18 protein-coding genes are annotated in these 21,170 nt (G+C 66.0%); 7 read left to right on the forward strand and 11 right to left on the reverse strand.

Annotation, left to right across the window (positions count from 1 at the left end; all coding sequences use genetic code 11):
* Nucleotides 1-90: 90 nt before the first annotated feature.
* The gene (gene pmbA / locus RAM80_RS12665; RefSeq protein WP_416426884.1) at nucleotides 91-1,437 is read right to left on the reverse strand and encodes a metalloprotease PmbA; all 1,347 of its coding nucleotides are present in this window, start codon (nucleotides 1,435-1,437) and stop codon (nucleotides 91-93) included.
* Nucleotides 1,438-1,546: 109 nt separating this feature from the next.
* Between pmbA and yjgA the strand changes: the two genes are divergently transcribed.
* On the forward strand, nucleotides 1,547-2,068 hold the full coding sequence (yjgA, locus tag RAM80_RS12670) for a ribosome biogenesis factor YjgA (protein WP_416426885.1): 522 nt from the start codon (nucleotides 1,547-1,549) through the stop codon (nucleotides 2,066-2,068).
* A gap of 97 nt (nucleotides 2,069-2,165) precedes the next feature.
* Here yjgA and tldD read toward each other — a convergent pair whose 3' ends face one another.
* The 8 genes from tldD to mreB all read right to left on the reverse strand — a co-directional run bounded on the left by tldD (nucleotide 2,166) and on the right by mreB (nucleotide 13,303).
* Nucleotides 2,166-3,608: a metalloprotease TldD gene (gene tldD / locus RAM80_RS12675; RefSeq protein WP_416426886.1), complete on the reverse strand. Its 1,443-nt coding sequence runs from the start codon at nucleotides 3,606-3,608 to the stop codon at nucleotides 2,166-2,168.
* 2 nt (nucleotides 3,609-3,610) lie between these two features.
* Nucleotides 3,611-4,462 carry a carbon-nitrogen hydrolase family protein gene (locus RAM80_RS12680; RefSeq protein ID WP_416426887.1) on the reverse strand — a complete coding sequence of 284 codons (852 nt, stop codon included), beginning with the start codon at nucleotides 4,460-4,462 and terminating at the stop codon, nucleotides 3,611-3,613.
* 18 nt (nucleotides 4,463-4,480) lie between these two features.
* Nucleotides 4,481-8,293 (reverse strand): YhdP family protein, encoded by a 3,813-nt coding sequence (locus tag RAM80_RS12685; protein ID WP_416426888.1) that lies wholly within the window; start codon nucleotides 8,291-8,293, stop codon nucleotides 4,481-4,483.
* A gap of 64 nt (nucleotides 8,294-8,357) precedes the next feature.
* Nucleotides 8,358-9,815 (reverse strand): ribonuclease G, encoded by a 1,458-nt coding sequence (rng, locus tag RAM80_RS12690; protein ID WP_416426889.1) that lies wholly within the window; start codon nucleotides 9,813-9,815, stop codon nucleotides 8,358-8,360.
* Nucleotides 9,816-9,904: 89 nt separating this feature from the next.
* Nucleotides 9,905-10,504 (reverse strand): Maf family protein, encoded by a 600-nt coding sequence (locus RAM80_RS12695; RefSeq protein WP_416426890.1) that lies wholly within the window; start codon nucleotides 10,502-10,504, stop codon nucleotides 9,905-9,907.
* Nucleotides 10,505-10,556: 52 nt separating this feature from the next.
* A complete protein-coding gene (gene mreD, locus RAM80_RS12700) occupies nucleotides 10,557-11,048 on the reverse strand; it encodes a rod shape-determining protein MreD (RefSeq protein ID WP_416426891.1) in 492 nt (163 codons plus the stop codon).
* Nucleotides 11,048-12,112 (reverse strand): rod shape-determining protein MreC, encoded by a 1,065-nt coding sequence (gene mreC, locus RAM80_RS12705; RefSeq protein ID WP_416427468.1) that lies wholly within the window; start codon nucleotides 12,110-12,112, stop codon nucleotides 11,048-11,050. Before mreC ends, mreD begins: the two co-directional genes overlap by 1 nt.
* Before the next feature lie 153 nt (nucleotides 12,113-12,265).
* Nucleotides 12,266-13,303, reverse strand: coding sequence for a rod shape-determining protein MreB (gene mreB / locus RAM80_RS12710; RefSeq protein WP_008371426.1), 1,038 nt, complete (start codon nucleotides 13,301-13,303; stop codon nucleotides 12,266-12,268).
* A gap of 222 nt (nucleotides 13,304-13,525) precedes the next feature.
* Between mreB and gatC the strand changes: the two genes are divergently transcribed.
* The 6 genes from gatC (at nucleotide 13,526) to RAM80_RS12740 (ending at nucleotide 18,759) form a co-directional block, all read left to right on the forward strand.
* Complete coding sequence (gene gatC / locus RAM80_RS12715; RefSeq protein ID WP_008371428.1) at nucleotides 13,526-13,813, forward strand: Asp-tRNA(Asn)/Glu-tRNA(Gln) amidotransferase subunit GatC; 288 nt, start codon at nucleotides 13,526-13,528, stop codon at nucleotides 13,811-13,813.
* An 18-nt stretch (nucleotides 13,814-13,831) separates the two neighbouring features.
* Entirely contained in the window at nucleotides 13,832-15,283 is a 1,452-nt protein-coding gene (gene gatA / locus RAM80_RS12720) for an Asp-tRNA(Asn)/Glu-tRNA(Gln) amidotransferase subunit GatA (protein ID WP_027976799.1), read from the forward strand.
* Between the two features lie 12 nt (nucleotides 15,284-15,295).
* Nucleotides 15,296-16,741: an Asp-tRNA(Asn)/Glu-tRNA(Gln) amidotransferase subunit GatB gene (gene gatB, locus RAM80_RS12725; protein WP_416426892.1), complete on the forward strand. Its 1,446-nt coding sequence runs from the start codon at nucleotides 15,296-15,298 to the stop codon at nucleotides 16,739-16,741.
* A 141-nt stretch (nucleotides 16,742-16,882) separates the two neighbouring features.
* The gene (locus tag RAM80_RS12730; RefSeq protein ID WP_416426893.1) at nucleotides 16,883-17,254 is read left to right on the forward strand and encodes a septal ring lytic transglycosylase RlpA family protein; all 372 of its coding nucleotides are present in this window, start codon (nucleotides 16,883-16,885) and stop codon (nucleotides 17,252-17,254) included.
* A 54-nt stretch (nucleotides 17,255-17,308) separates the two neighbouring features.
* The gene (locus RAM80_RS12735; RefSeq protein WP_416427469.1) at nucleotides 17,309-18,361 is read left to right on the forward strand and encodes a calcium/sodium antiporter; all 1,053 of its coding nucleotides are present in this window, start codon (nucleotides 17,309-17,311) and stop codon (nucleotides 18,359-18,361) included.
* A 14-nt stretch (nucleotides 18,362-18,375) separates the two neighbouring features.
* Nucleotides 18,376-18,759, forward strand: a complete 384-nt coding sequence (locus RAM80_RS12740) for a carboxymuconolactone decarboxylase family protein (RefSeq protein ID WP_416426894.1) — start codon at nucleotides 18,376-18,378, stop codon at nucleotides 18,757-18,759.
* Here RAM80_RS12740 and RAM80_RS12745 read toward each other — a convergent pair.
* Both RAM80_RS12745 and RAM80_RS12750 read right to left on the reverse strand, forming a co-directional pair.
* Nucleotides 18,756-20,111, reverse strand: coding sequence for an amino acid permease (locus RAM80_RS12745; protein ID WP_416426895.1), 1,356 nt, complete (start codon nucleotides 20,109-20,111; stop codon nucleotides 18,756-18,758). The genes RAM80_RS12740 and RAM80_RS12745 overlap by 4 nt on opposite strands.
* A gap of 57 nt (nucleotides 20,112-20,168) precedes the next feature.
* Nucleotides 20,169-21,110, reverse strand: a complete 942-nt coding sequence (locus RAM80_RS12750; RefSeq protein ID WP_416426896.1) for an AEC family transporter — start codon at nucleotides 21,108-21,110, stop codon at nucleotides 20,169-20,171.
* Between the last annotated feature and the right edge of the window lie 60 nt (nucleotides 21,111-21,170).

Here is a 21,170-nt window from a genome sequence, read left to right on the forward strand (position 1 = left end):
ATCCCCGTAGCAGCTGCCGAAGGCTGCGTCAGGGGGCAACACCGCATCGCCTGTAGACGCGGCCTGCGGCCGCTGCTACGGGGGTAAGGATCAGCTGCCGGCCACGGTCATGCGTTCGATCAGCACGGAACCGGTGCGCACATTGCTGCGCAGCTCCAGGTCGCTGCCAACGGCGACGATCTGGCGGAACATGTCCTTCATGTTGCCGGCAATGGTCACTTCCTGCACGGGGAACTGGATCTCGCCATTCTCGACCCAGAAACCCGCCGCGCCACGGGAATAGTCACCGGTCACCATGTTCAGGCCATGGCCCATCAGCTCGGTCACCAGCAGGCCGCGGCCCATCTGCTTGATCAGCGCAGCCTGGTCCTGGTCGCCATGGGTGACGAACAGGTTGTGCACGCCGCCGGCGTTGGCGGTGCTCGGCATGCCCAGCTTGCGGCCCGAGTAGGTGCTGAGCACGTAAGACACCAACCGGCCGTTTTCGACGAACGGCTTGGCATAGGTGGCTAGGCCGTCGCCGTCGAACGCGGCGCTGCCCAGGGCACGCTGCAGGTGCGGACGCTCGTCCAGGGTCAGCCACTCGGGGAACAGGGTCTGGCCCATGGCGCCTTCCAGGAACGACGACTTGCGGTACAGGTTGCCGCCGCTCACGGCCGACAGGAAGCTGCCGAACAGCCCGCCCGCCAGCTCGGCGCTGAACAGCACCGGCACTTCGCAGGTAGGCACCGGGCGTGCACCCAGGCGACCGGCGGCACGTTGCGCGGCGCGCTGGCCGATCAGCGCCGGGTCCTGCAGCAGCTCGCCCTGGCGGTTGACGTCATACCAGTAGTCGCGCTGCATCTGGCCATCTGCCTCGGCAATCATCACGCAGCTGAGGCTGTGGCGGGTCGAGGCGTAGCCACCGATGAAACCGTGGCTGTTGCCGTACACGCGGCAGCCCTGGTGGCTGCTGAGGGTGGTGCCATCTGCGTTGAGAATGCGTGGATCAGCGTCGAACGCCGCGGCTTCGCACGCCAAGGCGCGCTCGATGGCCTGCTCCGGGCTGATGTCCCAGGCGTGGTACAGGTCGAAGTCCGGCTGCTCGCGCGCCATCAGGGCGGCGTCGGCCAGGCCCGAGGCTTCGTCTTCGGAGGTGTGCTTGGCAATGGCCAGGGCCGCCGCCACGGTTTCGCGAATGGCGTCCGGGCCGCTGGCCGAAGTGCTGGCCGAGCCCTTGCGCTGGCCCACGTACAGGGTGATGCCAAAGCCCTGGTCGCGGTTGAACTCCACGGTTTCCACTTCGCGCTGGCGCACCGAGGTCGACAGCCCCTGCTCCAGCGACACCGCCACTTCACAGGCGCTGGCGCCCTGGCGCTTGGCTTCGGCGACGATCTGCTCGACCTGTTCCTGCAGGGCCGGCAGTGCCGCGGGACCGACGCTTTGAATTGCGTTCATGGTGTTCTCCACTCAAATTCTGCTGTCATCAGGGGGTCAAGCTACGACCGGGCCGGACAAGCGGCCCCTGACTGGTTATCATGGCGGCGTTTATTAGCGGACTGCCCCCATGGTTGATTCTTACGACGACTCCCTCGACGAGGGAAAAAGCAAATCTCAGGTCAAACGCGAGCTGCACGCGCTGGTTGACCTCGGTGAGCGCCTGACCACACTCAAGGCCGATGTACTGGCCAAGCTGCCCCTGACCGACGGTTTGCGCCGTGCCCTGGCCGACGCGCCAAAGCACACCGCGAACATCGCGCGCAAGCGGCACATCCTGTTCATTGGCCGGCTGATGCGCGACCAGGACACTGATGCGATCCTGCAACTGCTCGATCAACTCGATGCCTCCACGCGCCAGTACAACGAGCGTTTCCACAACCTGGAGCGCTGGCGCGACCGTCTGGTCTCGGGCACCGACGAGGTGCTGGAGAAATTCGTTGGCGAATACCCCGACGCCGACCGCCAGCACCTGCGCCAGCTGATCCGCCAGGCCCAGCACGAGACCGCGCAGAACAAACCGCCAGCGGCCACGCGTAAAATCTTCAAGTACATCCGCGAGCTGGACGAAGTGCAGCGCGGCTTGCGCTGATCATTCGACCGCCAGCTGTTGTGGGAGCTGGCTTGCCAGCGAGCTTCTGAGCACCCGAAAAGCTCGCTGGCAAGCCAGCTCCCACAACATGTTTCACTTAAGCGCCTGTGCCACCCACGGTAATCGCGTCAATCTTCAGCGTCGGCTGGCCAACGCCCACCGGCACCGACTGCCCGTCCTTCCCGCACGTACCCACGCCGCTGTCCAGCGACAGGTCGTTGCCGACCATCGATACCTTGCTCATGGCCTCAGGGCCGTTGCCGATCAGTGTCGCGCCCTTCACCGGGGCGGTGATCTTGCCGTCCTCGATCAGGTACGCCTCGCTGGTGGAGAACACGAACTTGCCGCTGGTGATGTCCACCTGGCCGCCGCCCAGGTTGGCGCAGTAGATACCGCGTTTCACCGAAGCGATGATTTCTGCCGGGTCGCTTTGGCCGCCCAGCATGTAGGTGTTGGTCATGCGCGGCATGGGCAGGTGCGCGTAGGATTCGCGACGACCGTTGCCGGTGGCGGCCATGCCCATCAGGCGGGCGTTGAGCTTGTCCTGCATGTAGCCGGTGAGCACGCCGTTCTCGATCAGCGTGGTGCACTGGGTAGGCGTGCCTTCGTCGTCCACGCTCAGCGAGCCGCGGCGGCCGGCCAGGGTGCCGTCGTCGACGATGGTGCACAACTTGGAGGCGACCATCTCGCCCAGGCGGCCGCTGTAGTTGGAGCTGCCCTTGCGGTTGAAGTCGCCTTCCAGGCCGTGGCCCACGGCTTCGTGCAGCAGCACGCCGGACCAGCCCGAACCCAGCACCACGGGCAAGGTACCCGCCGGCGCCGGAATGGCTTCCAGGTTCACCAGCGCCTGGCGCAGGGCCTCGCGGGCGTAGCCCATGGCGCGGTCGTCCTGCAGGAAGTAGCGGTAGTCGGTACGCCCGCCACCACCGTGGCCGCCCCGCTCGCGGCGGCCGTTCTGCTCGACGATGACGCTGACGTTGAAGCGCACCAGCGGCCGCACGTCGGCGGCCAGGCTGCCATCGGCGGCGGCCACCAGGATGCGCTCCCACACGCCGGCCATGCTCACGCTGACCTGCTGGATGCGCGGGTCTAGGGCACGGGTAGCGACGTCGATGCGCTTGAGCAGCTCGACCTTCTCGGCGCGGCTCAGCACGTCCAGGGGGTTATCCGGGGCGTACAGCTGCGCCACGTCCTGGCTGGTGAACGCCTGCACGCGGCCGTTCTGGCCGGCGCGGGAGATCGAGCGGGCGGCGCGGGCGGCCTGCAGCAGGGCGTCCTGGTTGATGGTGTTGCTGTAGGCAAAGCCGGTCTTCTCGCCGGACTGGGCACGCACGCCCACGCCCTGGTCGAGGTTGAAGCTGCCTTCCTTGACGATGCCGTCTTCCAACGACCACGACTCGGAAATCTGCCCCTGGAAATACAGGTCGGCAGCGTCGATGCCCGGCCCCGCGAGTTCGCCCAGCACCGACTGCAGGCTGTCCAGGGTCAAGCCGCCGGGGGCCAGCAGGTGTTCGCTGACGGTGGATAACATCTCGCTCATAATCACTCCGCGATAGACGCAGGCCGCGTGGCGCCCTGCGAGAAAAAGCGCCGGTGACTGGCCACCGGCATCCGCGCCCGTATGGACGCCTGTTCGCTGCTGTCCCGTTCGGCCAGCAGCACGGCTTCGCCTTGATCACGCTGGGCGACGATGCGCCCCCAGGGATCGACGATGGCCGCGTGCCCGTAGGTCTCGCGCGGCCCTGGATGAGTACCGCCCTGGGCCGCCGCCAGGACGTAGCATTGGGTCTCGATGGCGCGCGCCCGGATCAACACGTCCCAGTGCGCAGCGCCGGTCACCGCGGTAAACGCCGACGGTGCGGTAATCAGTTCGGCGCCGGCCTTGCGCAGTTCGCTGTACAGCTCGGGGAAGCGCAGGTCGTAGCACACGCTCAAGCCCAGGCGCCCCACCGGCGTGTCGGCTACCACTACCTCCTGCCCATGAGCATAGTCGTCCGACTCACGGTAGCGGCCGCGGCTGTCCGCCACGTCGACGTCGAACAGGTGCAGCTTGTCGTAGCGCGCCACTTCCTGGCCCTGGGCGTCGATCAGCAGCGAGCAGGCGCGCACCTTCGCGTCGGGCTGCCCTTGCGGGGGCAACGGCAGCGTGCCGGCCACTATCCATAAGTTGAGGTCACGGGCCGCCTGTTTCAACCATGGCAGGATCGGCCCCCGACCAAGGGCTTCGTCGCGGCCGATTTCAGCGCTGTCGCGGCGGCCCAGGGCGGAGAAGTTTTCCGGCAGCACCGCAAGCTTCGCACCACCGGCGGCGGCCTGCTCCAACAGGCGACGGGCGCTGGCCAGGTTGGCCAGCACGTCGCTCTGGCTGACCATCTGAATCACTGCCAAAGACATGGGGAGCTCCTGCTGCTGTCAGTTCGCTTTCTGGAAGGGCTTGTCGAAGGTAATCTTAGGCTCTTTCCACGGCCCTTCGACCTTGTATTGCACGCTGGCGAAGCGCGCCACGCGGTCGCCCAGCAGCTTGTCGACCAGGAACAGCGCGCCACCCACCGCCGGCGCGCCCACCAGCAGCGCGGCGATTGGCAGGTTGGTGGTCACCGGCAGGGTCACCAGCAGCTTGGCGTCGACTCGGTCCTGGTTCATGTCCAGGGTGCCGTTGAGCTCAAGGTTGGTGGAGGGGCCGGTCATGGTTATCGGCTCGCGGGTCACGTAGACGCCGTTGCTGGCCACCAGCAGGCCCTTGACCTTGTCATAGCCCAGGCCCTTGCCCACCAGGTCGGAGAAGTCCAGGCGCAGGCGGCGGCCGATGGAGTTGAAGTTCAGCAGGCCGAATACCCGCAGCGCCTGGGCGCCACCATCAACCTCGACGAACTGGCCACGGTTGAGCGTGGCGTCCAGGCTGCCCGAAAAGCGCTTGAGCGCGGCCCAGGCCGGCGACCCCGGCCAGCTGCCGTCCACGTTCAGCTCGAAGTCCTGGCTGGTGGTGCTGGGCGCGTAGCCCCAGGCCTTGAGCACATCGGCGAGGTTCTTGCCCTTGAGGCTGCCCTTCAGCCAGCTGGCGGAATTGCCCGGCGCGCCTTCCCAACTGCCCTGCCCCACCAGGCTGATTCCCTTGAGGCCCAGGTCCAGGTCCTTGAGGGCGATGCCCTTGCCGTTAGGACGAATTTTCAGCGCCCAGGCGCCCATCAGGTCGTTGCCCTGCCACAGCTTGAGGATCTTCACGTCCACGGCGGGAATCTTGCGCGGGTCCACCGAGGCCAGCGGGTCGGGGGCGTTCTCGTCGGTCACTGCTTTCGGGTCAGGGGCCGGCAGGTGCACGGCCTGCATGTCCACCAGGATCGGCACGCCCTTGGCGTCCGGCAGGCTGGCGGTGCCGGTGAGCTGCTTGGCGTCCACCGACAGGTTCCAGGCGCTGGAGCTGCGGTTGAGCATGACCCGGGCCTGGTCCAGGTCGAAACCGAAGCCGGTGACCTTGCCGATCTTCAGGTCGACGCTGTTCAGGGCCTGGCGAGCGCTGCCACCGGGGTCGTCACCGGCGTAGCGGTCGACCTGGGCTTTCCATGGCGTCACGTCCAGGCTGTCCAGCGTACCGCGCACCCGCAAGCCCTTGTCGGCCGGCAGTTGCGGCGTGCCGCTGCCCAGCAGCAGTTCGCCACGGCCGTCGGCCAGCTTGCCACCGGGCGCCAGGTAGCTGAGCATGGCCAGGTCGGCGTAGCTGGCGTCGATGCGCCGGTCGGCGCCCTGCAGGTTCATCTGGAACTGGGCATCACGGGTGTCGCTGGCGGCCTTGCCGTAGGGCGCCGGCAGGTCGATGGCCAGGCCCTTGAGGTCGCTCTTGATGCTTAGCTGGCTGTTGCCGCCCAGGTTGACCTGCAATTGGTACGGCAGGTCGCCGGAAGCCGGCAGGTTGGGGTTCACCTGCAGCCAGTCGGTGAGTTTGCGCAGGGCAATGCTGCCCTTGGCGGTGATACGGGTCAGCGGGCTGCCCGGCTTGCCCTCGGCGAAGATCTGCGCCGTGACAGGCCGGTCGAAGGCCTGGGCGGCGATGTTCTGGCCGCTCAAGCCCTTGTCGAAGTCGAAGCGGAAGTTGCCCTTGAGCTGGCTGAGGTCGAGGGCCGGCTCCTTGATCTTCAGGTCGGCGCCCTGGGTGTTGAAGTCGACCACCACCTTGGGCTCCTCGCCCTTGACCAGCGGAATGTCGAGGTTCAGGTTGCCCTGCAACGGCCCCGTGCCCTGCCAGCCGGCGAAGATCGGCCCGGTGCCGATGGGCGCGTCCTGGAGGATCTTCACGCCGTCGCCCAGGCTGCCGTCGAAGTCGCCCTTCACGTACAGGTGCGCGTGCTGGTCGGCCGGCACGTGGGGCACGGTGACCTCGACGTTGCTGACCTGGGTGTCGAGCAGTTGGCCCTTGCTGGCGAGGATGCGCACGTCGCCGTCCTGGATGAACACGTCGCCCGCCACCTTCGACACTTCCGGCCAGCCCGGCTGGAACGCCAGGCGGGCGTCATGCACCTTGAAGTACAGGGTAATGCTGCGCGAATGGTCCGGCGCCGCGTGGCTCAGGGAGCCCTGGTACTGGAAGTAGCCCTGGTCCACCGCGCCTTCGAGGATGGCCGTGCGCAGCCAGTGGTCCACCGCCGGGCTGAGCACCTGGGGCAAATACTTGGAGGTGAAGCGGCCGTCGCCCTGGGTCAGGCCCACGCGCAGGTCCATGTAGGGCTCGACGTCGTCGTGGAACGGCAGGCGAATCAGGAAGTCGCCGGCGATGTTGCCCTCGTCGCCCTTCACCTTCAGGTAAGGGGCGACCAGGGTGAAGCCGTCCTGGTTGATTGTCCAGGTCAGGCGCGCGTTGGACTGGTGGTAGTACCAGGGGTTGGCGAAGATCGGGTACAGGTGCAGCATGAACTGGTCAGTGGCCAGGCGCAGCTCGCCCTGGCCCAGGTTGCCGCTGATGGCGCCACTGACACCGCCCGCCGCCGGCGCACCGTGGGTGGCCTGGAAGCCGACGTTGTCGAGGTTGGCGGCGAAGCTCAGGCGTTCGTCACCGGTGGCCTGGGGGCGGTAGTCGAGGAGCACGTTGCGCAGGCCGCCGGTGACCTTCAAGGCATCGATGACTGCGGCCACTTTGTCCGGCACCGGCACCAGGGCGTCGAGCACCGGGGTGATCGGCGTCAGGTCGAGGCGGTCGGCCTGCAGGTGGTAGTTCTGCAGGGTGCTGTCGGTGGCGTCGGCCTGGCGCAGTTGCAGGTGCGACTCCCAGCGGGTCTTGCCCAGGCTCATGGCCAGGGAATCGACCGTCACGTCATAGCCGCCGCTGCTGCGCTGGAACCAGGCATTGAGGGCCAGGTTGTCGATACTGATGGCCTTGCGGTCGGCGTAGGCACCCTTGAACGTCGGTGCGTTGAGGCGTACTGCCGCGCTTTGCAGGGCCCCCTTGCCCCACTGTGCCCACAGCTCGCCACCGGCTTTGAGCTGGGCCAGCTTCCATTGCTGGGTGAGCCGCGCCGGCAACCAGCGCGCCCAATCACTCTGGGGCAGGCTCAGGTAGGCCTGGGCTTCACCATCCTGCCAGTGGGCGGCGTCGATGCGGGTGCGCAGGCTCAGCGCCAGGGGCTGGCCATCGGGCAGGGTCAGGCGCAGGTCCAGGCGCTGGCGGCTGAAGCCGCTGGTCAGGCTGGCCCCTACGTAGGTGAGGGTCATGGGCGCATGGTCGTAGGGCTCCAGGGTCAGTTGGCTGTCGAGCACCGACAGCTTGCTGACCTGCTGCATGCGCTGCAGCACCTGCCCCGGGTCCATGGGCCCGTTGTTCTGGGCCGGCAGGCCCTTGAGCGACCACTGGCCGTCCTGGCTTTCCTCGGCGGTCAACTGCAGGCCGCTGAGCTCAAGGTGGGCGATGCGCAGCGAACGGCTGCGCAGGCTGGCCCACAGGTCGGGCACCACGCGCACCTGGTCCAGGCGCAGGGCGCTGTCGCCCTCGCCCACCATCACGTCGCGGGCCATCAGCACGGGCGCCATGCCACTCCAGCGCCCCTGCAGGGCACCGATGCTTACCGGCAGGCCAAGAGCCTCGCTGGCCTTGTCCTGGGCGTCGTAGCGGTACTGCTCGACCAGGGGCACCAACTGCCGGCCCAGGCTTACGTACACCGCCACCAGTACCAGCACCAGGGCACACAGCCCCAGGCCCCAGCGGGTCAGCGCGCCCAGCAGGCGGGTCAGGCGCGCCATGCGCGGAGGGTCCCGGAACAGGCAGTCAGGTCAGTGGCGCAAGGCCATGCGGGGGTGAACGAAATCAGAGCAGCACCACGTCGTATTGTTCCTGGGAATACATGGACTCTACCTGAAAGCGAATGGTTCGCCCGATAAAAGCCTCGAGCTCGGCCACATTGCCCGATTCTTCATCCAGCAGGCGGTCCACCACTTTCTGGTTGGCCAGTACTCTATAGCCTTCGGCCTGGTAAGCACGTGCTTCGCGCAGGATTTCCCGGAAAATCTCGTAACAGATCGTCTCAGGGGTCTTCAGCTTGCCGCGCCCCTGGCAGCTGATGCACGGCTCGCATAGCACCTGTTCCAGGCTTTCGCGGGTGCGCTTGCGGGTCATCTGCACCAGGCCCAGCTCGGTGATGCCGATGATGTTGGTCTTGGCGTGGTCGCGCTCCAGCTGTTTTTCCAGGGTACGCAGCACCTGGCGCTGGTGCTCTTCATCCTCCATGTCGATGAAGTCGATGATGATGATGCCGCCGATGTTGCGCAGGCGCAGCTGGCGGGCAATGGCCGTGGCCGCTTCCAGGTTGGTCTTGAAGATGGTCTCTTCCAGGTTGCGGTGGCCCACGAACGCGCCGGTGTTGACGTCGATGGTGGTCATGGCCTCGGCCGGGTCCACCACCAGGTAGCCACCGGACTTGAGCGGCACCTTGCGGTCCAGCGCGCGCTGTATCTCGTCCTCGACGCCATACAGGTCGAAGATCGGCCGCTCGCCGGGGTAGTGCTCCAGGCGGTCGGCGATCTCGGGCATCAGCTCGGCGACGAACTGCGTGGTTTTCTGGAAAGTTTCCCGGGAGTCGATGCGGATCTTCTCGATCTTGGGGCTGACCAGGTCGCGCAGGGTACGCAGGGCCAGGCCCAGGTCTTCGTAGATTTCGGTCGGCGCGCCCACGGTCTTGATCTGCAGGCCGATCTGGTCCCACAGCCGGCGCAGGTAGCGGATGTCCATGAGGATCTCGTCGGCGCCGGCGCCCTCGGCTGCGGTGCGCAGGATGAAGCCGCCAGCTTCCTTGATGCCTTCCTGGGCCACGCAGTCGCTGACCACCTTCTTCAGGCGCTCGCGCTCGGCTTCGTCCTCGATCTTCAGGGAAATGCCGACATGGCTGGTGCGCGGCATGTACACCAGGTAGCGCGAGGGAATCGACAGCTGCGTGGTCAGGCGCGCGCCCTTGGAGCCGATGGGGTCCTTGGTGACCTGCACCACCAGGCTCTGCCCTTCGTGCACCAGGGCGCTGATGGTTTCCACCGCCGAGCCTTCGCGCAGGGAAATTTCCGAGGCGTGGATGAACGCCGCACGTTCCAGGCCGATGTCGACGAACGCCGCCTGCATGCCCGGCAGCACGCGCACCACCTTGCCCTTGTAGATATTGCCGACGATGCCGCGGCGCTGGGTGCGCTCGACATGGACTTCCTGCAGAACACCGTTCTCTACCACCGCCACGCGCGATTCCATTGGCGTGATGTTGATCAGAATCTCTTCACTCATGGCAGGGTCTCGTCAAAGGTAGTCACCGAAAATGATGGATTACGCCGCGCTTGTCGACGTTTCCATTCTCACAGGCTGGCGGCGGCCGCTCAGCCTGTCTGTTGGCCTTGCCAACAGGGTATGCCGAAATGGCCCAGCAGGTCTGCGGTTTCGCACAATGGCAGGCCCACTACCGCAGAATAACTGCCGGCGAGGCTTTCGACGAATATCGCGGCCAGGCCCTGGATGGCGTAGCTGCCGGCCTTGTCCCGGGGTTCGCCGCTGGCCCAGTAGGCGCGCGCCTGCTGCGCGCTGATGGGGCGGAAACGTACGCGGCTGCTGACGCTGCGCACCTCACGGCGCTGGCCTGACACCAGGGCGATGGCGGTCAGCACCTGGTGCTCGCGGCCGGACAGCGCGGCGAGCATGGCCAGGGCATCGGCTTCGTCCACGGGCTTGCCGAGGATACGGTCATCGAGCACCACCGCGGTGTCGGCGCCCAGCACCACGGGGGCGGGGTCGGCAGGGTCAAGCAACGCCAGGCCGGCCAGGGCCTTGCCCAGCGCCAGGCGCTCCACATAGGCCAGCGGGCTTTCGCCGGGCAGCGGGGTTTCGTCGATGGAAGCGCTCAGGGGCGTGAAGGCGACGCCGATCTGGGTCAGCAGTTCACGCCTGCGGGGGGAGCCGGAAGCCAGGTACAGCGGATGCATGAGGACGTCTCCCTGTCGAAAATCGAATGCCGGGCGTCAGCCCGCGCCGCGCTCAGTTGATGCCCAGGCGGCGACGCAGGCCCCGCAGGGCGAAGCTGACCCATGGCCACAGCAGCGCACTCATCAGCGCCGGCAGCAGCAAGGCCAGGGTGGGCTGGCGGTTGCCGGTCAGGGCGCTGAGCCACAACTGGGCCAGTTGCCCCAGGCCGAAGATCACCAGGATCACCAGGCACTGCTGCCATACGTGGAAGGTGCGCATGCGCTGCGCCAGGGACAGGATCAGGAAGCTGATCAGCGTCAGGATCAAGGCGTTCTGCCCAAGGTAGGTGCCGTACAGCACGTCCTCGGCCAGGCCCAGCAGGAACGCCGTGGTCATGCCCACCTTGTGCGGCAGCGCCAGGGTCCAGAAAGTCAGCAGCAGGGCCAGCCACAGCGGCCGCAGGATTTCCATGAACTGCGGCAGCGGCGACACGCTCAGCAGCAAGCCGAGGACGAACGTGAACCAGACGAACCAGCCGTTGCGCGGCCGGGTGCTATTGACCATCAGTGTCTCTCCCGGGAGGTGCCATGGGCACTGGCGGCCGGTTTCGCCGGCGCGGCGGCAGGCGTGGTGGCCGGCTTGGCCGCGGCAGCCGGGTGCTCGGCAGCGGCCGGCGCAGGCGTTGGCGCAGCGCTGGCAGCCGGGGCTGCGGCCGGCGCGCCGGGCACGCCTGCCGTGGCGGTCTGGCCCTGATGGTCAGCGGCTTCCTGGGCCTGGGCGGCCTCGGTGGCGCGCTGCTCGGGCGAACGGCTGTCGGAGAACACCAGCAACAGGTAGCGGCTGCGGTTCAGCGCCGCTGTGGGCACCGCGCGGACGATGGCGAACGGCTGGCCGGAGTCATGGATCACTTCCTTCACCGTGGCCACCGGGTAGCCCGCGGGGAAGCGCTGGCCCAGGCCGGAGCTGACCAGCAGGTCGCCTTCCTTGATGTCGGCGGTGTCCGCCACATGGCGCAGTTCCAGGCGCTCCGGGTTGCCGGTGCCACTGGCGATGGCGCGCAGGCCATTGCGGTTCACCTGCACCGGAATGCTGTGGGTGGAGTCGGTCAGCAGCAGCACGCGCGCCGTGTAGGGCATCAACTCCACCACCTGGCCCATCAGGCCGCGGGCGTCGAGCACCGGCTGGCCGAGGAACACGCCGTCGCGCTCACCCTTGTTGATCAGGATGCGCTGGGTGAAGGGGTTGGGGTCCATGCCGATCAGCTCGGCCACCTCGACCTTCTCGTTGACCAGCGCCGAGGAGTTCAACAACTCGCGCAGGCGCACGTTCTGCTCGGTCAGGGCCGCCAGCTTCTGCAGGCGACCTTGCAGCAGCAAGGCTTCGGTCTTGAGTTTTTCGTTCTCGGCCACAAGCTCGGTGCGGCTGCCAAACTGGCTGGCCACGCCCTGGTACAGGCGCTGGGGCAGGTCGGTGATCCAGTAGGCCCGCATCAGCACCAGCGACGCCTGGCTGCGCACCGGCTGCAACAGGGTGAAGCGCGCATCCACCACCATCAGGGTGATGGACAGCACGACCAGCACCAACAGGCGCACGCCCAGCGAGGGGCCCTTGGAGAAAAGCGGTTTAATAAGCCGCTCCTCCCAGGCTGATGTTCATTGGCTCATTCATACGGCTTCAAACCGGCCCGGATGCAGATTGACAGAAATGCGCCAACGACAGGCGCAGGCCCGAGGTCGACAGCGCAAACTGTAGACCGGGCCCCGTGGTTGCCGCCAGCGAAGTTATTCGCTGGAGAGCAGGTCCATGGTGTGCTTGTCCATCATTTCCAGGGCACGGCCACCACCGCGAGCCACGCAGGTCAGCGGGTCTTCGGCAACGATCACCGGCAGGCCGGTTTCCTGGGCCAGCAGCTTGTCCAGGTCACGCAGCAGGGCGCCACCACCGGTCAGCACCAGGCCACGCTCGGCGATGTCGGAAGCCAGTTCCGGCGGCGACTGCTCCAGGGCGCTTTTCACGGCCTGGACGATGGTCGCCAGCGACTCCTGCAGGGCCTCCAGCACTTCGTTGGAGTTCAGGGTGAAGGCACGTGGCACGCCTTCGGCCAGGTTACGGCCGCGCACGTCGACTTCACGCACTTCGCCGCCCGGGTAGGCAGTACCGATTTCCTGCTTGATGCGCTCGGCGGTGGATTCGCCGATCAGGCTGCCGTAGTTGCGGCGCACGTAGGTCACGATCGCTTCGTCGAAACGGTCGCCGCCCACACGCACGGACTCGGCATACACCACGCCGTTCAGGGAGATCAGGGCGATTTCAGTGGTACCACCACCGATGTCGACCACCATCGAACCGCGGGCTTCCTCGACCGGCAGGCCGGCACCGATGGCGGCGGCCATTGGCTCTTCGATCAGGAACACTTCGCGGGCACCGGCGCCCAGCGCCGATTCACGAATGGCACGACGCTCCACCTGGGTGGATTTGCACGGCACGCAGATCAGCACGCGCGGGCTTGGCTGCAGGAAGCTGTTCTCGTGAACCTTGTTGATGAAGTACTGGAGCATCTTTTCACAGACGCTGAAGTCGGCGATCACGCCGTCTTTCATCGGACGAATGGCTGCAATGTTGCCCGGTGTACGGCCCAGCATGCGCTTTGCCTCGGTACCGACGGCAACAACACTTTTCTGATTTCCGTGGGTCCGGATGGCCACTACCGAGGGCTCATTCAGGACGATACCGCGCTCACGCACGTAAATAAGGGTGTTGGCAGTGCCCAGGTCGATGGAAAGATCGCTGGAAAACATGCCACGCAGTTTCTTGAACATGGGAAAGTGACCCTAGGCAACGCGTGGGTAAAAAAGTGCGGCAAACTCTAACAACGGCGGGGATTTTGGGCAAGGCGCCAATATGTTAAATTGGCTGTTTTTCCGAGCAGGCCCTCACTCAATCGCGGCCATATGACCGTAGAATTGGCGTTCTGTTCCGACAATCTAACACACGGACTGACACTTCATTCGATTCCGTGCTGTTTTCCACTGGAGATACCCATGGCGCTTGATCGCTCCGACGTGGAAAAAATCGCTCATCTGGCCCGCCTGGGCCTGAATGAAGCCGATCTGCCACGCACCACCGACGCACTCAACAGTATCCTGGGTCTGGTCGACCAGATGCAGGCGGTCGACACCAGCGGCATCGAGCCCCTGGCCCACCCCCTGGAAGCCAGTCAGCGCCTGCGCGCCGACCAGGTCACCGAAAGCAACCATCGCGAGGCTTACCAGGCCATCGCGCCTGCGGTCGAGAACGGCCTGTACCTGGTTCCGAAAGTCATCGACTAAAAGGGAAAAGAGCCTGCCATGCATCAAATGACTCTGGCCGAGATCGCCCGCGGTCTCGCCGACAAGAAGTTTTCCGCCGAAGAGCTGACCCGCACCCTGCTGGCGCGCATCGCCCAGCTGGACCCGCAGCTCAACAGCTTCATCACCGTCACCCCGGAGCTGGCCATCGCCCAGGCCCAGGCCGCCGACGCCCGTCGCGCCGCCGGTGAAACCGGTGCCCTGCTGGGCGCGCCGCTGGCCCACAAGGACCTGTTCTGCACCCAGGGCGTGCGCACCAGCTGCGCCTCGAAGATGCTCGACAACTTCACCGCCCCCTACGACGCCACCGTGGTGTCGCGCCTGGCCAAGGCCGGCGCGGTCAGCCTGGGCAAGACCAACATGGACGAATTCGCCATGGGTTCGGGCAACGAGAACAGCTTCTACGGCGCGGTGAAGAACCCGTGGAACCTGGCCCACGTACCGGGCGGTTCGTCGGGTGGCTCGGCCGCTGCAGTGGCAGCTCGCCTGCTGCCAGTTGCGACAGGTACCGACACCGGTGGCTCCATCCGACAACCGGCAGCTTTTACCAACCTGACCGGCCTGAAACCGACGTACGGTCGTGTGTCGCGCTGGGGCATGATCGCCTACGCGTCCAGCCTGGACCAGGCCGGCACCTTCGCCCGCACCGCCGAAGACTGCGCACTGCTGCTGCAAGGCATGGCCGGTTTCGACCCGCAGGACTCCACCAGCATCGATGAGCCGGTGCCCGACTACAGCGCCGGCCTGAACGGCTCGCTGCAGGGCCTGCGCATCGGCGTGCCGAAGGAATACTTCGGCGCCGGCCTGGACCCGCGCATCGCCGACCTGATCCAGCAGAGCATCAAGGAACTGGAAAAGCTGGGCGCCACGGTCAAGGAAATCAGCCTGCCGAACATGCAGCACGCCATTCCGGCGTACTACGTGATCGCCCCGGCCGAAGCCTCGTCGAACCTGTCGCGCTTCGACGGCGTGCGCTTCGGCTACCGCTGCGAGAACCCGGCCGACCTCACCGACCTGTACAAGCGTTCGCGTGGCGAAGGCTTCGGCAGTGAAGTGCAGCGCCGCATCATGGTCGGCGCCTACGCCCTGTCGGCCGGCTACTACGACGCCTACTACCTGCAGGCGCAGAAGATCCGCCGCCTGATCAAGAACGACTTCATGGCCGCGTTCCACGACGTCGACGTGATCCTGGGCCCGACCACGCCGAACCCGGCCTGGAAGATCGGCGACAAGAACGCCGACCCGGTCGCCGAGTACCTGGAAGACGTGTACACCATCACCGCCAACCTTGCCGGCCTGCCGGGGCTGTCCATGCCCGCCGGCTTCGTCGATGGCCTGCCAGTGGGCGTGCAACTGGTGGCACCGTACTTCCAGGAAGGTCGCCTGCTCAACGTCGCGCACCAGTACCAGCAGGCAACTGACTGGCACACCCGCTCGCCCGAAGGCTTCTAAGGAGAAACTCACATGCAATGGGAAGTCGTCATCGGGCTGGAGATTCACACCCAGCTCACCACCCAGTCGAAGATTTTCTCCGGCAGTTCCACCACGTTCGGCTCCGAGCCCAACACCCAGGCCAGCCTGGTAGACCTGGGCATGCCCGGCGTGCTGCCGGTGCTGAACCAGGAAGCGGTGCACATGGCGGTCAAGTTCGGCCTGGCCATCGACGCCGAGATCGGCCAGCACAACGTGTTCGCCCGCAAGAACTACTTCTACCCTGACCTGCCCAAGGGTTACCAGATCAGCCAGATGGAACTGCCGATCGTCGGCAAGGGCCACCTGGACATCACCCTGGAAGACGGCACCGTCAAGCGCATCGGCGTGACCCGTGCGCACCTGGAAGAAGACGCCGGCAAGAGCCTGCACGAAGACTTCAACGGCCTGACCGGCGTTGACCTGAACCGTGCCGGCACGCCGCTGCTGGAAATCGTTTCCGAGCCGGACATGCGCAGCGCCAAGGAAGCCGTGGCCTACGTCAAGGCCATGCACGCGCTGGTGCGCTACCTGGGCATCTGCGACGGCAACATGGCCGAAGGCAGCCTGCGTTGCGACTGCAACGTGTCGGTACGCCCCAAGGGCCAGGTCGAGTTCGGCACCCGCTGCGAGATCAAGAACGTCAACTCGTTCCGCTTCATCGAGAAGGCCATCAACAGCGAGATCACCCGCCAGATCGAGCTGATCGAGGACGGCGGCACGGTCATCCAGCAGACCCGCCTGTACGACCCGAACAAGGACGAGACCCGTCCGATGCGCAGCAAGGAAGAAGCCAACGACTACCGTTACTTCCCCGACCCGGACCTGCTACCGGTGGTGATCGAGGACGCGTTCCTGGACACCGTGCGCGCCACCCTGCCCGAGCTGCCACCGGCCAAGCGCGAGCGCTTCCAGAGCCAGTACGGCCTGTCGGCGTACGATGCCAGCGTGCTGGCTTCCAGCCGCGAACAGGCGGACTACTTCGAGCAAGTGGTAGGCCTGAGCGGTGACGCCAAGCTGGCCGCCAACTGGACCATGGTCGAGCTGGGCAGCCTGCTGAACAAGCTGGGCGTGGAAATCGAGCAGTCGCCGGTCAGCGCCGAGCAACTGGGCGGCATGCTGGTGCGCATCAAGGACAACACCATCAGCGGCAAGATCGCCAAGATGGTCTTCGAAGCCATGGCCAATGGCGAAGGCAGCGCCGATGAGATCATCGAGGCGCGCGGCCTGAAGCAGGTCACCGACAGCGGCGCCATCGAGAAGGTGCTGGACGAAGTGCTGGCCGCCAACGCCGAGCAGGTCGAACAGTACCGCGCCGCCGACGAAGCCAAGCGCGGCAAGATGTTCGGCTTCTTCGTGGGCCAGGCCATGAAAGCCTCCAAGGGCAAGGCCAACCCGCAACAGGTGAACGAATTGCTGAAAAGCAAACTCGAAGGCTGATGCGCCAAGGGGGCACCACAGCTCCTGAATGGCGCCCCCGTAGCAGCTGCCGCAGGCTGCGTCCGGCATCACCTCGGTGAAACGCCGGACGCAGCCTGCGGCAGCTGCTACGGGGCTCAACCTATTCCTGGAGATTGCTGCATGCTGCGCCTGGTTGCCCCCCTCCTGCTACTCACCCTCCTCGCCGGCTGCGCCAGCCACGACATCGACCCCCGCGGCTACGATGAAACGGGCACCGCCAGCTTCTACGGCGCCAGGCACCAGGGCAAGCGCACCGCCAGCGGCGAGCGTTTCGACCAACACGCCATGACCGCCGCCCACCGCCGCCTGCCCTTCGGCACGCGCGTGCTGGTGACCAACCTTGCCAACAACCGCAAGGTCGAAGTGCGCATCAACGACCGCGGCCCCCACACCCGCGGGCGCCTGATCGACCTGTCACATGCCGCCGCAGAACAATTGGGCATGATCGGTAGCGGTTCGGCCAAAGTGCGGGTACAAAGTCTGAGCGACTAGGCCTCAAACCGGAGCTTTACCATTTTCGACCTGGACTCCTTTACCGTCTTTAGCCTGCTGCAACTGGCTGGCGGCCTCGTGCTGCTGATCCTCGGCGCCGAACTGATGGTGCGCGCCGCCGTGCGCCTGGCCGCCAGCTTCAAGGTGCGCCCGCTGATCATCGGCCTCAGCGTGGTAGCCCTGGGCAGCAGCGCGCCGCAGATGGCCGTCAGCCTGCAGGCGGCGTTCAGCCACGCGCCGGACATTGCCGTGGGCAGCGTGTTCGGCAGCAATATCTTCAACATCCTGGTCACCCTGGGCCTGTGTGCGCTGATCATCCCCCTGCGGGTGTCGCGCCAGCTGGTGCGCCTGGACATCCCGCTGATGATCAGCGCCAGCGCCCTGGTGTTCGCCATGGCCCTGAACCAGACCCTCGGCCGCCTGGAAGGCGCCGTGCTGCTGGTGGGCCTGGGCGGCTATTTCGCCCTGCTGCTGCGCCAGTCCCGGCGCCACCATCGGCCCCGGGTGCACACTCACGCCGTGGAACGCCAGGGCCCACCACCGTGGCTGAGCAGCGCTGCCATGACCCTGGCGGGCCTGGGCCTGCTGGTGTGGGGCGGCCACCTGATCCTCGGCGCGGCGGTTGAACTGGCCACCGACTATGGCTTCTCCGACCGCATCATCGGCCTGACCATCGTCGCCGTGTCCACCTCGCTGCCGGAACTGGCCACCTCGCTGATCGCCGCCATTCGTGGCGAACGCGAGATTGCCGTGGGCAACGTCATCGGCAGCAACCTGTTCAACCTGCTGGGGGTGCTGGGCCTGACCGCCGTCATCGCGCCCACGCCGCTGTCGGTGTCGCCCAACGCCCTGGACTTCGACCTGCCGGTGATGCTCGGCGTGGCCGTGCTGTGCCTGCCACTGTTCTATTCGGGCTACCGCATCACCCGCGCCGAAGGCCTGGTGCTGCTGGGGCTGTTCGCCGCCTACGGGCTGCACGTGATCACTTTCACCACCGGCATGCCCCTGGCGGGCCGGCTGGAACACCTGATGCTGTTCTACGTACTGCCGGTGCTGGGCCTGTTCGTGCTGGTCAGCACGCTGGTTGCCTGGCGCCGGCAACATTGAGAAAGGAGAAGCTGATGACCGCCAACAACCACAACAAACCGGGCGTCGAGATGCGCCGCCAGGTCATGGGCGACGCCTTCGTCGACCGCGCCCTGGGCAACGCCACCGAGTTCACCCAGCCGCTGCAGGACTTCGTCAATGAACACGCCTGGGGCAGCGTGTGGAACCGCCCGGGCCTGGAGCTGAAAACCCGCAGCCTGATCACCCTGGCGGCGCTGACCGCGCTCAAGTGCCCGCAAGAGCTCAAGGGCCACGTGCGTGGCGCCTTGAACAACGGCTGTACGGTAGAGGAGATTCGCGAAGCGCTGCTGCACTGCGCGGTGTACGCCGGTGTGCCGGCAGCCATCGATGCCTTCCGTGCGGCGCAGGAAGTCATCGACAGCTACCAGCCGGCCTAGGCCTTGGCGCGGCGCTTGAAGAGGTAGGCCAGCACCAGCACGATGACCCAGGCTGGCATCAGCATCACCGAGATGCGAATGCCCGGCGTCAGCCACATCACCAGCACGATGCCGGCCACGAACAGCAGGCACAGGTAGTTGGTGAACGGGTAGCCCCAGCTTTTGAACGAGGTGTCTTCACCGGCCTGGCGCTTGGCCTTGCGGAACATCAAGTGGGTGATGCTGATGATCACCCAGTTGATGACCAATGCCGCCACGGCCAGGGCCATCAGCAGGCCGAACGCCTGGCCGGGCATCAGGTAGTTGATCAGCACGCACAGGCCGGTGGCGGTGGCCGACACGCCCAGCGCCGTCAGCGGCACGCCACGCTTGTTGACCTTGAGCAGCGCCTTGGGGGCATCGCCCTGGGTGGCCAGGCCGAACAGCATGCGGCTGTTGCTGTACACGCAGCTGTTATAGACAGACAGTGCGGCGGTCAGCACCACGGCGTTGAGCAGCGTGGCGACGATGTTGCTGTCCAGCGCGTGGAAGATAAGCACGAACGGGCTGCCGCCAGTCACCACTTTCTGCCACGGGTACAGCGACAGCAGGATCGCCAGCGCGCCCACGTAGAACAGCAGGATGCGGTAGATCACCTGGTTGGTGGCGCGCGGGATGCTGCGCTTGGGGTCATCGGCCTCGGCCGCGGTGATGCCCACCAACTCCAGGCCGCCGAACGAGAACATGATCACCGCCATGGCCATGGCCAGGCCGGCGATGCCGTTGGGGAAGAAGCCGCCGTGCTGCCACAGGTTGGCCACGGCCGCATCAGGGCCGCCATTGCCGCTGGCCAGCAGCCAGGCACCGAAGCCGATCATGGCGATGATCGCCGCCACCTTGACCAGCGAGAACCAGAACTCCATCTCGCCAAACACCTTCACCTGGGTAAGGTTGATCAGGTTGATCAGCACGAAGAAGATCGCCGCCGACACCCAGGTCGGCACACCCGGCCACCAGTACTGCACGTAGATGCCCACGGCCGTCAGCTCGGCCATGCCCACCAGCACGTACACCACCCAGTAGTTCCAGCCCGACACAAAGCCGGCCATGCCGCCCCAGTAGCGGCTGGCGAAGTGGCTGAAGCTGCCGGCCACCGGTTCGTCCACCACCATCTCACCCAGCTGGCGCATGATGAAGAAGGCCATCAGGCCGGCGATGGCGTAGCCGAGGATCACCGACGGCCCGGCCATGTTGATGGTCTGGGCAATGCCCAGGAACAGCCCGGTGCCGATGGCACCACCCAGCGCGATCAGCTGGATATGGCGGTTCTTGAGGCCCCGGTGCAAGCCCGTGGGCGTCGATTGTTGGTCCATTGAAGCTTCCTTGAGCTCGGATGACTGCATGACGGCATGCGCAAAGGCGCACAGGATCTAGATCCAGCCGCCCCACTGCAATAGGAAAATGCCGATATTGGTGGTAATTGCAGCACCAACGGTCGTAATAACGATGATGGCCGCAGCCAATTGATGGTTGCCGTTGGCCGCCCGGGCCATGACATAGCTGGCCGCCGCGGTAGGGCTGCCGATGTACAGGAACAGGATGCCCAGTTCCGCGCCCCGGAAGCCGCACAGCCAGGCGCCCAGGGTGCCGAACAGCGGCAGCCAGACCATCTTCACCAGGCTGGCGCTCAGGGCCAGCTTGCCGCTTTCGCGCAGCGCCGCCAGCGACAGGGTGCCGCCGATGCAGATCAGCGCCAGCGGCAGGGTCATCTGCGCCAGGTAGTCGCCGCTGGCCAGCAGCCAGTTGGGCAGGCCGATCTGCAGGTAGGCCATGGGCGCGGCCGCCAGCACGCTGATGATCAGCGGGTTGGCCAGCACGCTCTTGAAGATGCTCCAGGGGTCGGACTTGATGTTGGGGCTGTAGATGGCCAGCACCACGGTGGACAGGCTGTTGTAGAGCAGAATCACCAGGCCCGCGAGGATAGCCCCCAGGGAGATGCCGTAGTCGCCGTACATGCTGGCCGCCAGCGCCAGGCCCACCACGCCGTTGTTGCCGCGAAACGCACCTTGGGTATAGATGCCGCGGTCTTGCACCGGGCTGCGCCAGATGGCCATGCCCCAGGCAGCGGCGAAGCTGGCGAAGGTCACCAGTACGAAATACAGCAGCAGGCCCGGCTTCATGGCCGCGTGCAGGTCGGCGTGATAGATGCCCAGGAACAGCAGCGCCGGCATGCAGACGTTGAACACCAGGGCCGAGGCGATATGAATGAAGTTGTCGTTGATCCAGTCGATGCGCTTGAGGAACACACCGAGAAACAGCATCGCGAACACCGGTGCGGTGATGTTCAGCGTCTGTATGAAGATGGCCAGCATGCCAAGGGAACCTGATTGCCCGTTGTTAGGGGGCCAATGATAAGGCCTGCGGGGCTGTTG

It is taken from the genome of Pseudomonas sp. App30, from assembly GCF_047947025.1.
GTDB lineage: Bacteria > Pseudomonadota > Gammaproteobacteria > Pseudomonadales > Pseudomonadaceae > Aquipseudomonas.

What these genes read in the sequence shown, in the direction of transcription:
- pmbA (WP_416426884.1), bottom strand. Translation starts at nt 1,437, where the DNA reads ATGAACGCAATTCAAAGCGTCGGTCCCGCGGCACTGCCGGCCCTGCAG.
- yjgA (WP_416426885.1), top strand. Translation starts at nt 1,547, where the DNA reads ATGGTTGATTCTTACGACGACTCCCTCGACGAGGGAAAAAGCAAATCT.
- tldD (WP_416426886.1), bottom strand. Translation starts at nt 3,608, where the DNA reads ATGAGCGAGATGTTATCCACCGTCAGCGAACACCTGCTGGCCCCCGGC.
- RAM80_RS12680 (WP_416426887.1), bottom strand. Translation starts at nt 4,462, where the DNA reads ATGTCTTTGGCAGTGATTCAGATGGTCAGCCAGAGCGACGTGCTGGCC.
- RAM80_RS12685 (WP_416426888.1), bottom strand. Translation starts at nt 8,293, where the DNA reads ATGGCGCGCCTGACCCGCCTGCTGGGCGCGCTGACCCGCTGGGGCCTG.
- rng (WP_416426889.1), bottom strand. Translation starts at nt 9,815, where the DNA reads ATGAGTGAAGAGATTCTGATCAACATCACGCCAATGGAATCGCGCGTG.
- RAM80_RS12695 (WP_416426890.1), bottom strand. Translation starts at nt 10,504, where the DNA reads ATGCATCCGCTGTACCTGGCTTCCGGCTCCCCCCGCAGGCGTGAACTG.
- mreD (WP_416426891.1), bottom strand. Translation starts at nt 11,048, where the DNA reads ATGGTCAATAGCACCCGGCCGCGCAACGGCTGGTTCGTCTGGTTCACG.
- mreB (WP_008371426.1), bottom strand. Translation starts at nt 13,303, where the DNA reads ATGTTCAAGAAACTGCGTGGCATGTTTTCCAGCGATCTTTCCATCGAC.
- gatC (WP_008371428.1), top strand. Translation starts at nt 13,526, where the DNA reads ATGGCGCTTGATCGCTCCGACGTGGAAAAAATCGCTCATCTGGCCCGC.
- gatA (WP_027976799.1), top strand. Translation starts at nt 13,832, where the DNA reads ATGCATCAAATGACTCTGGCCGAGATCGCCCGCGGTCTCGCCGACAAG.
- gatB (WP_416426892.1), top strand. Translation starts at nt 15,296, where the DNA reads ATGCAATGGGAAGTCGTCATCGGGCTGGAGATTCACACCCAGCTCACC.
- RAM80_RS12730 (WP_416426893.1), top strand. Translation starts at nt 16,883, where the DNA reads ATGCTGCGCCTGGTTGCCCCCCTCCTGCTACTCACCCTCCTCGCCGGC.
- RAM80_RS12740 (WP_416426894.1), top strand. Translation starts at nt 18,376, where the DNA reads ATGACCGCCAACAACCACAACAAACCGGGCGTCGAGATGCGCCGCCAG.
- RAM80_RS12745 (WP_416426895.1), bottom strand. Translation starts at nt 20,111, where the DNA reads ATGGACCAACAATCGACGCCCACGGGCTTGCACCGGGGCCTCAAGAAC.
- RAM80_RS12750 (WP_416426896.1), bottom strand. Translation starts at nt 21,110, where the DNA reads ATGCTGGCCATCTTCATACAGACGCTGAACATCACCGCACCGGTGTTC.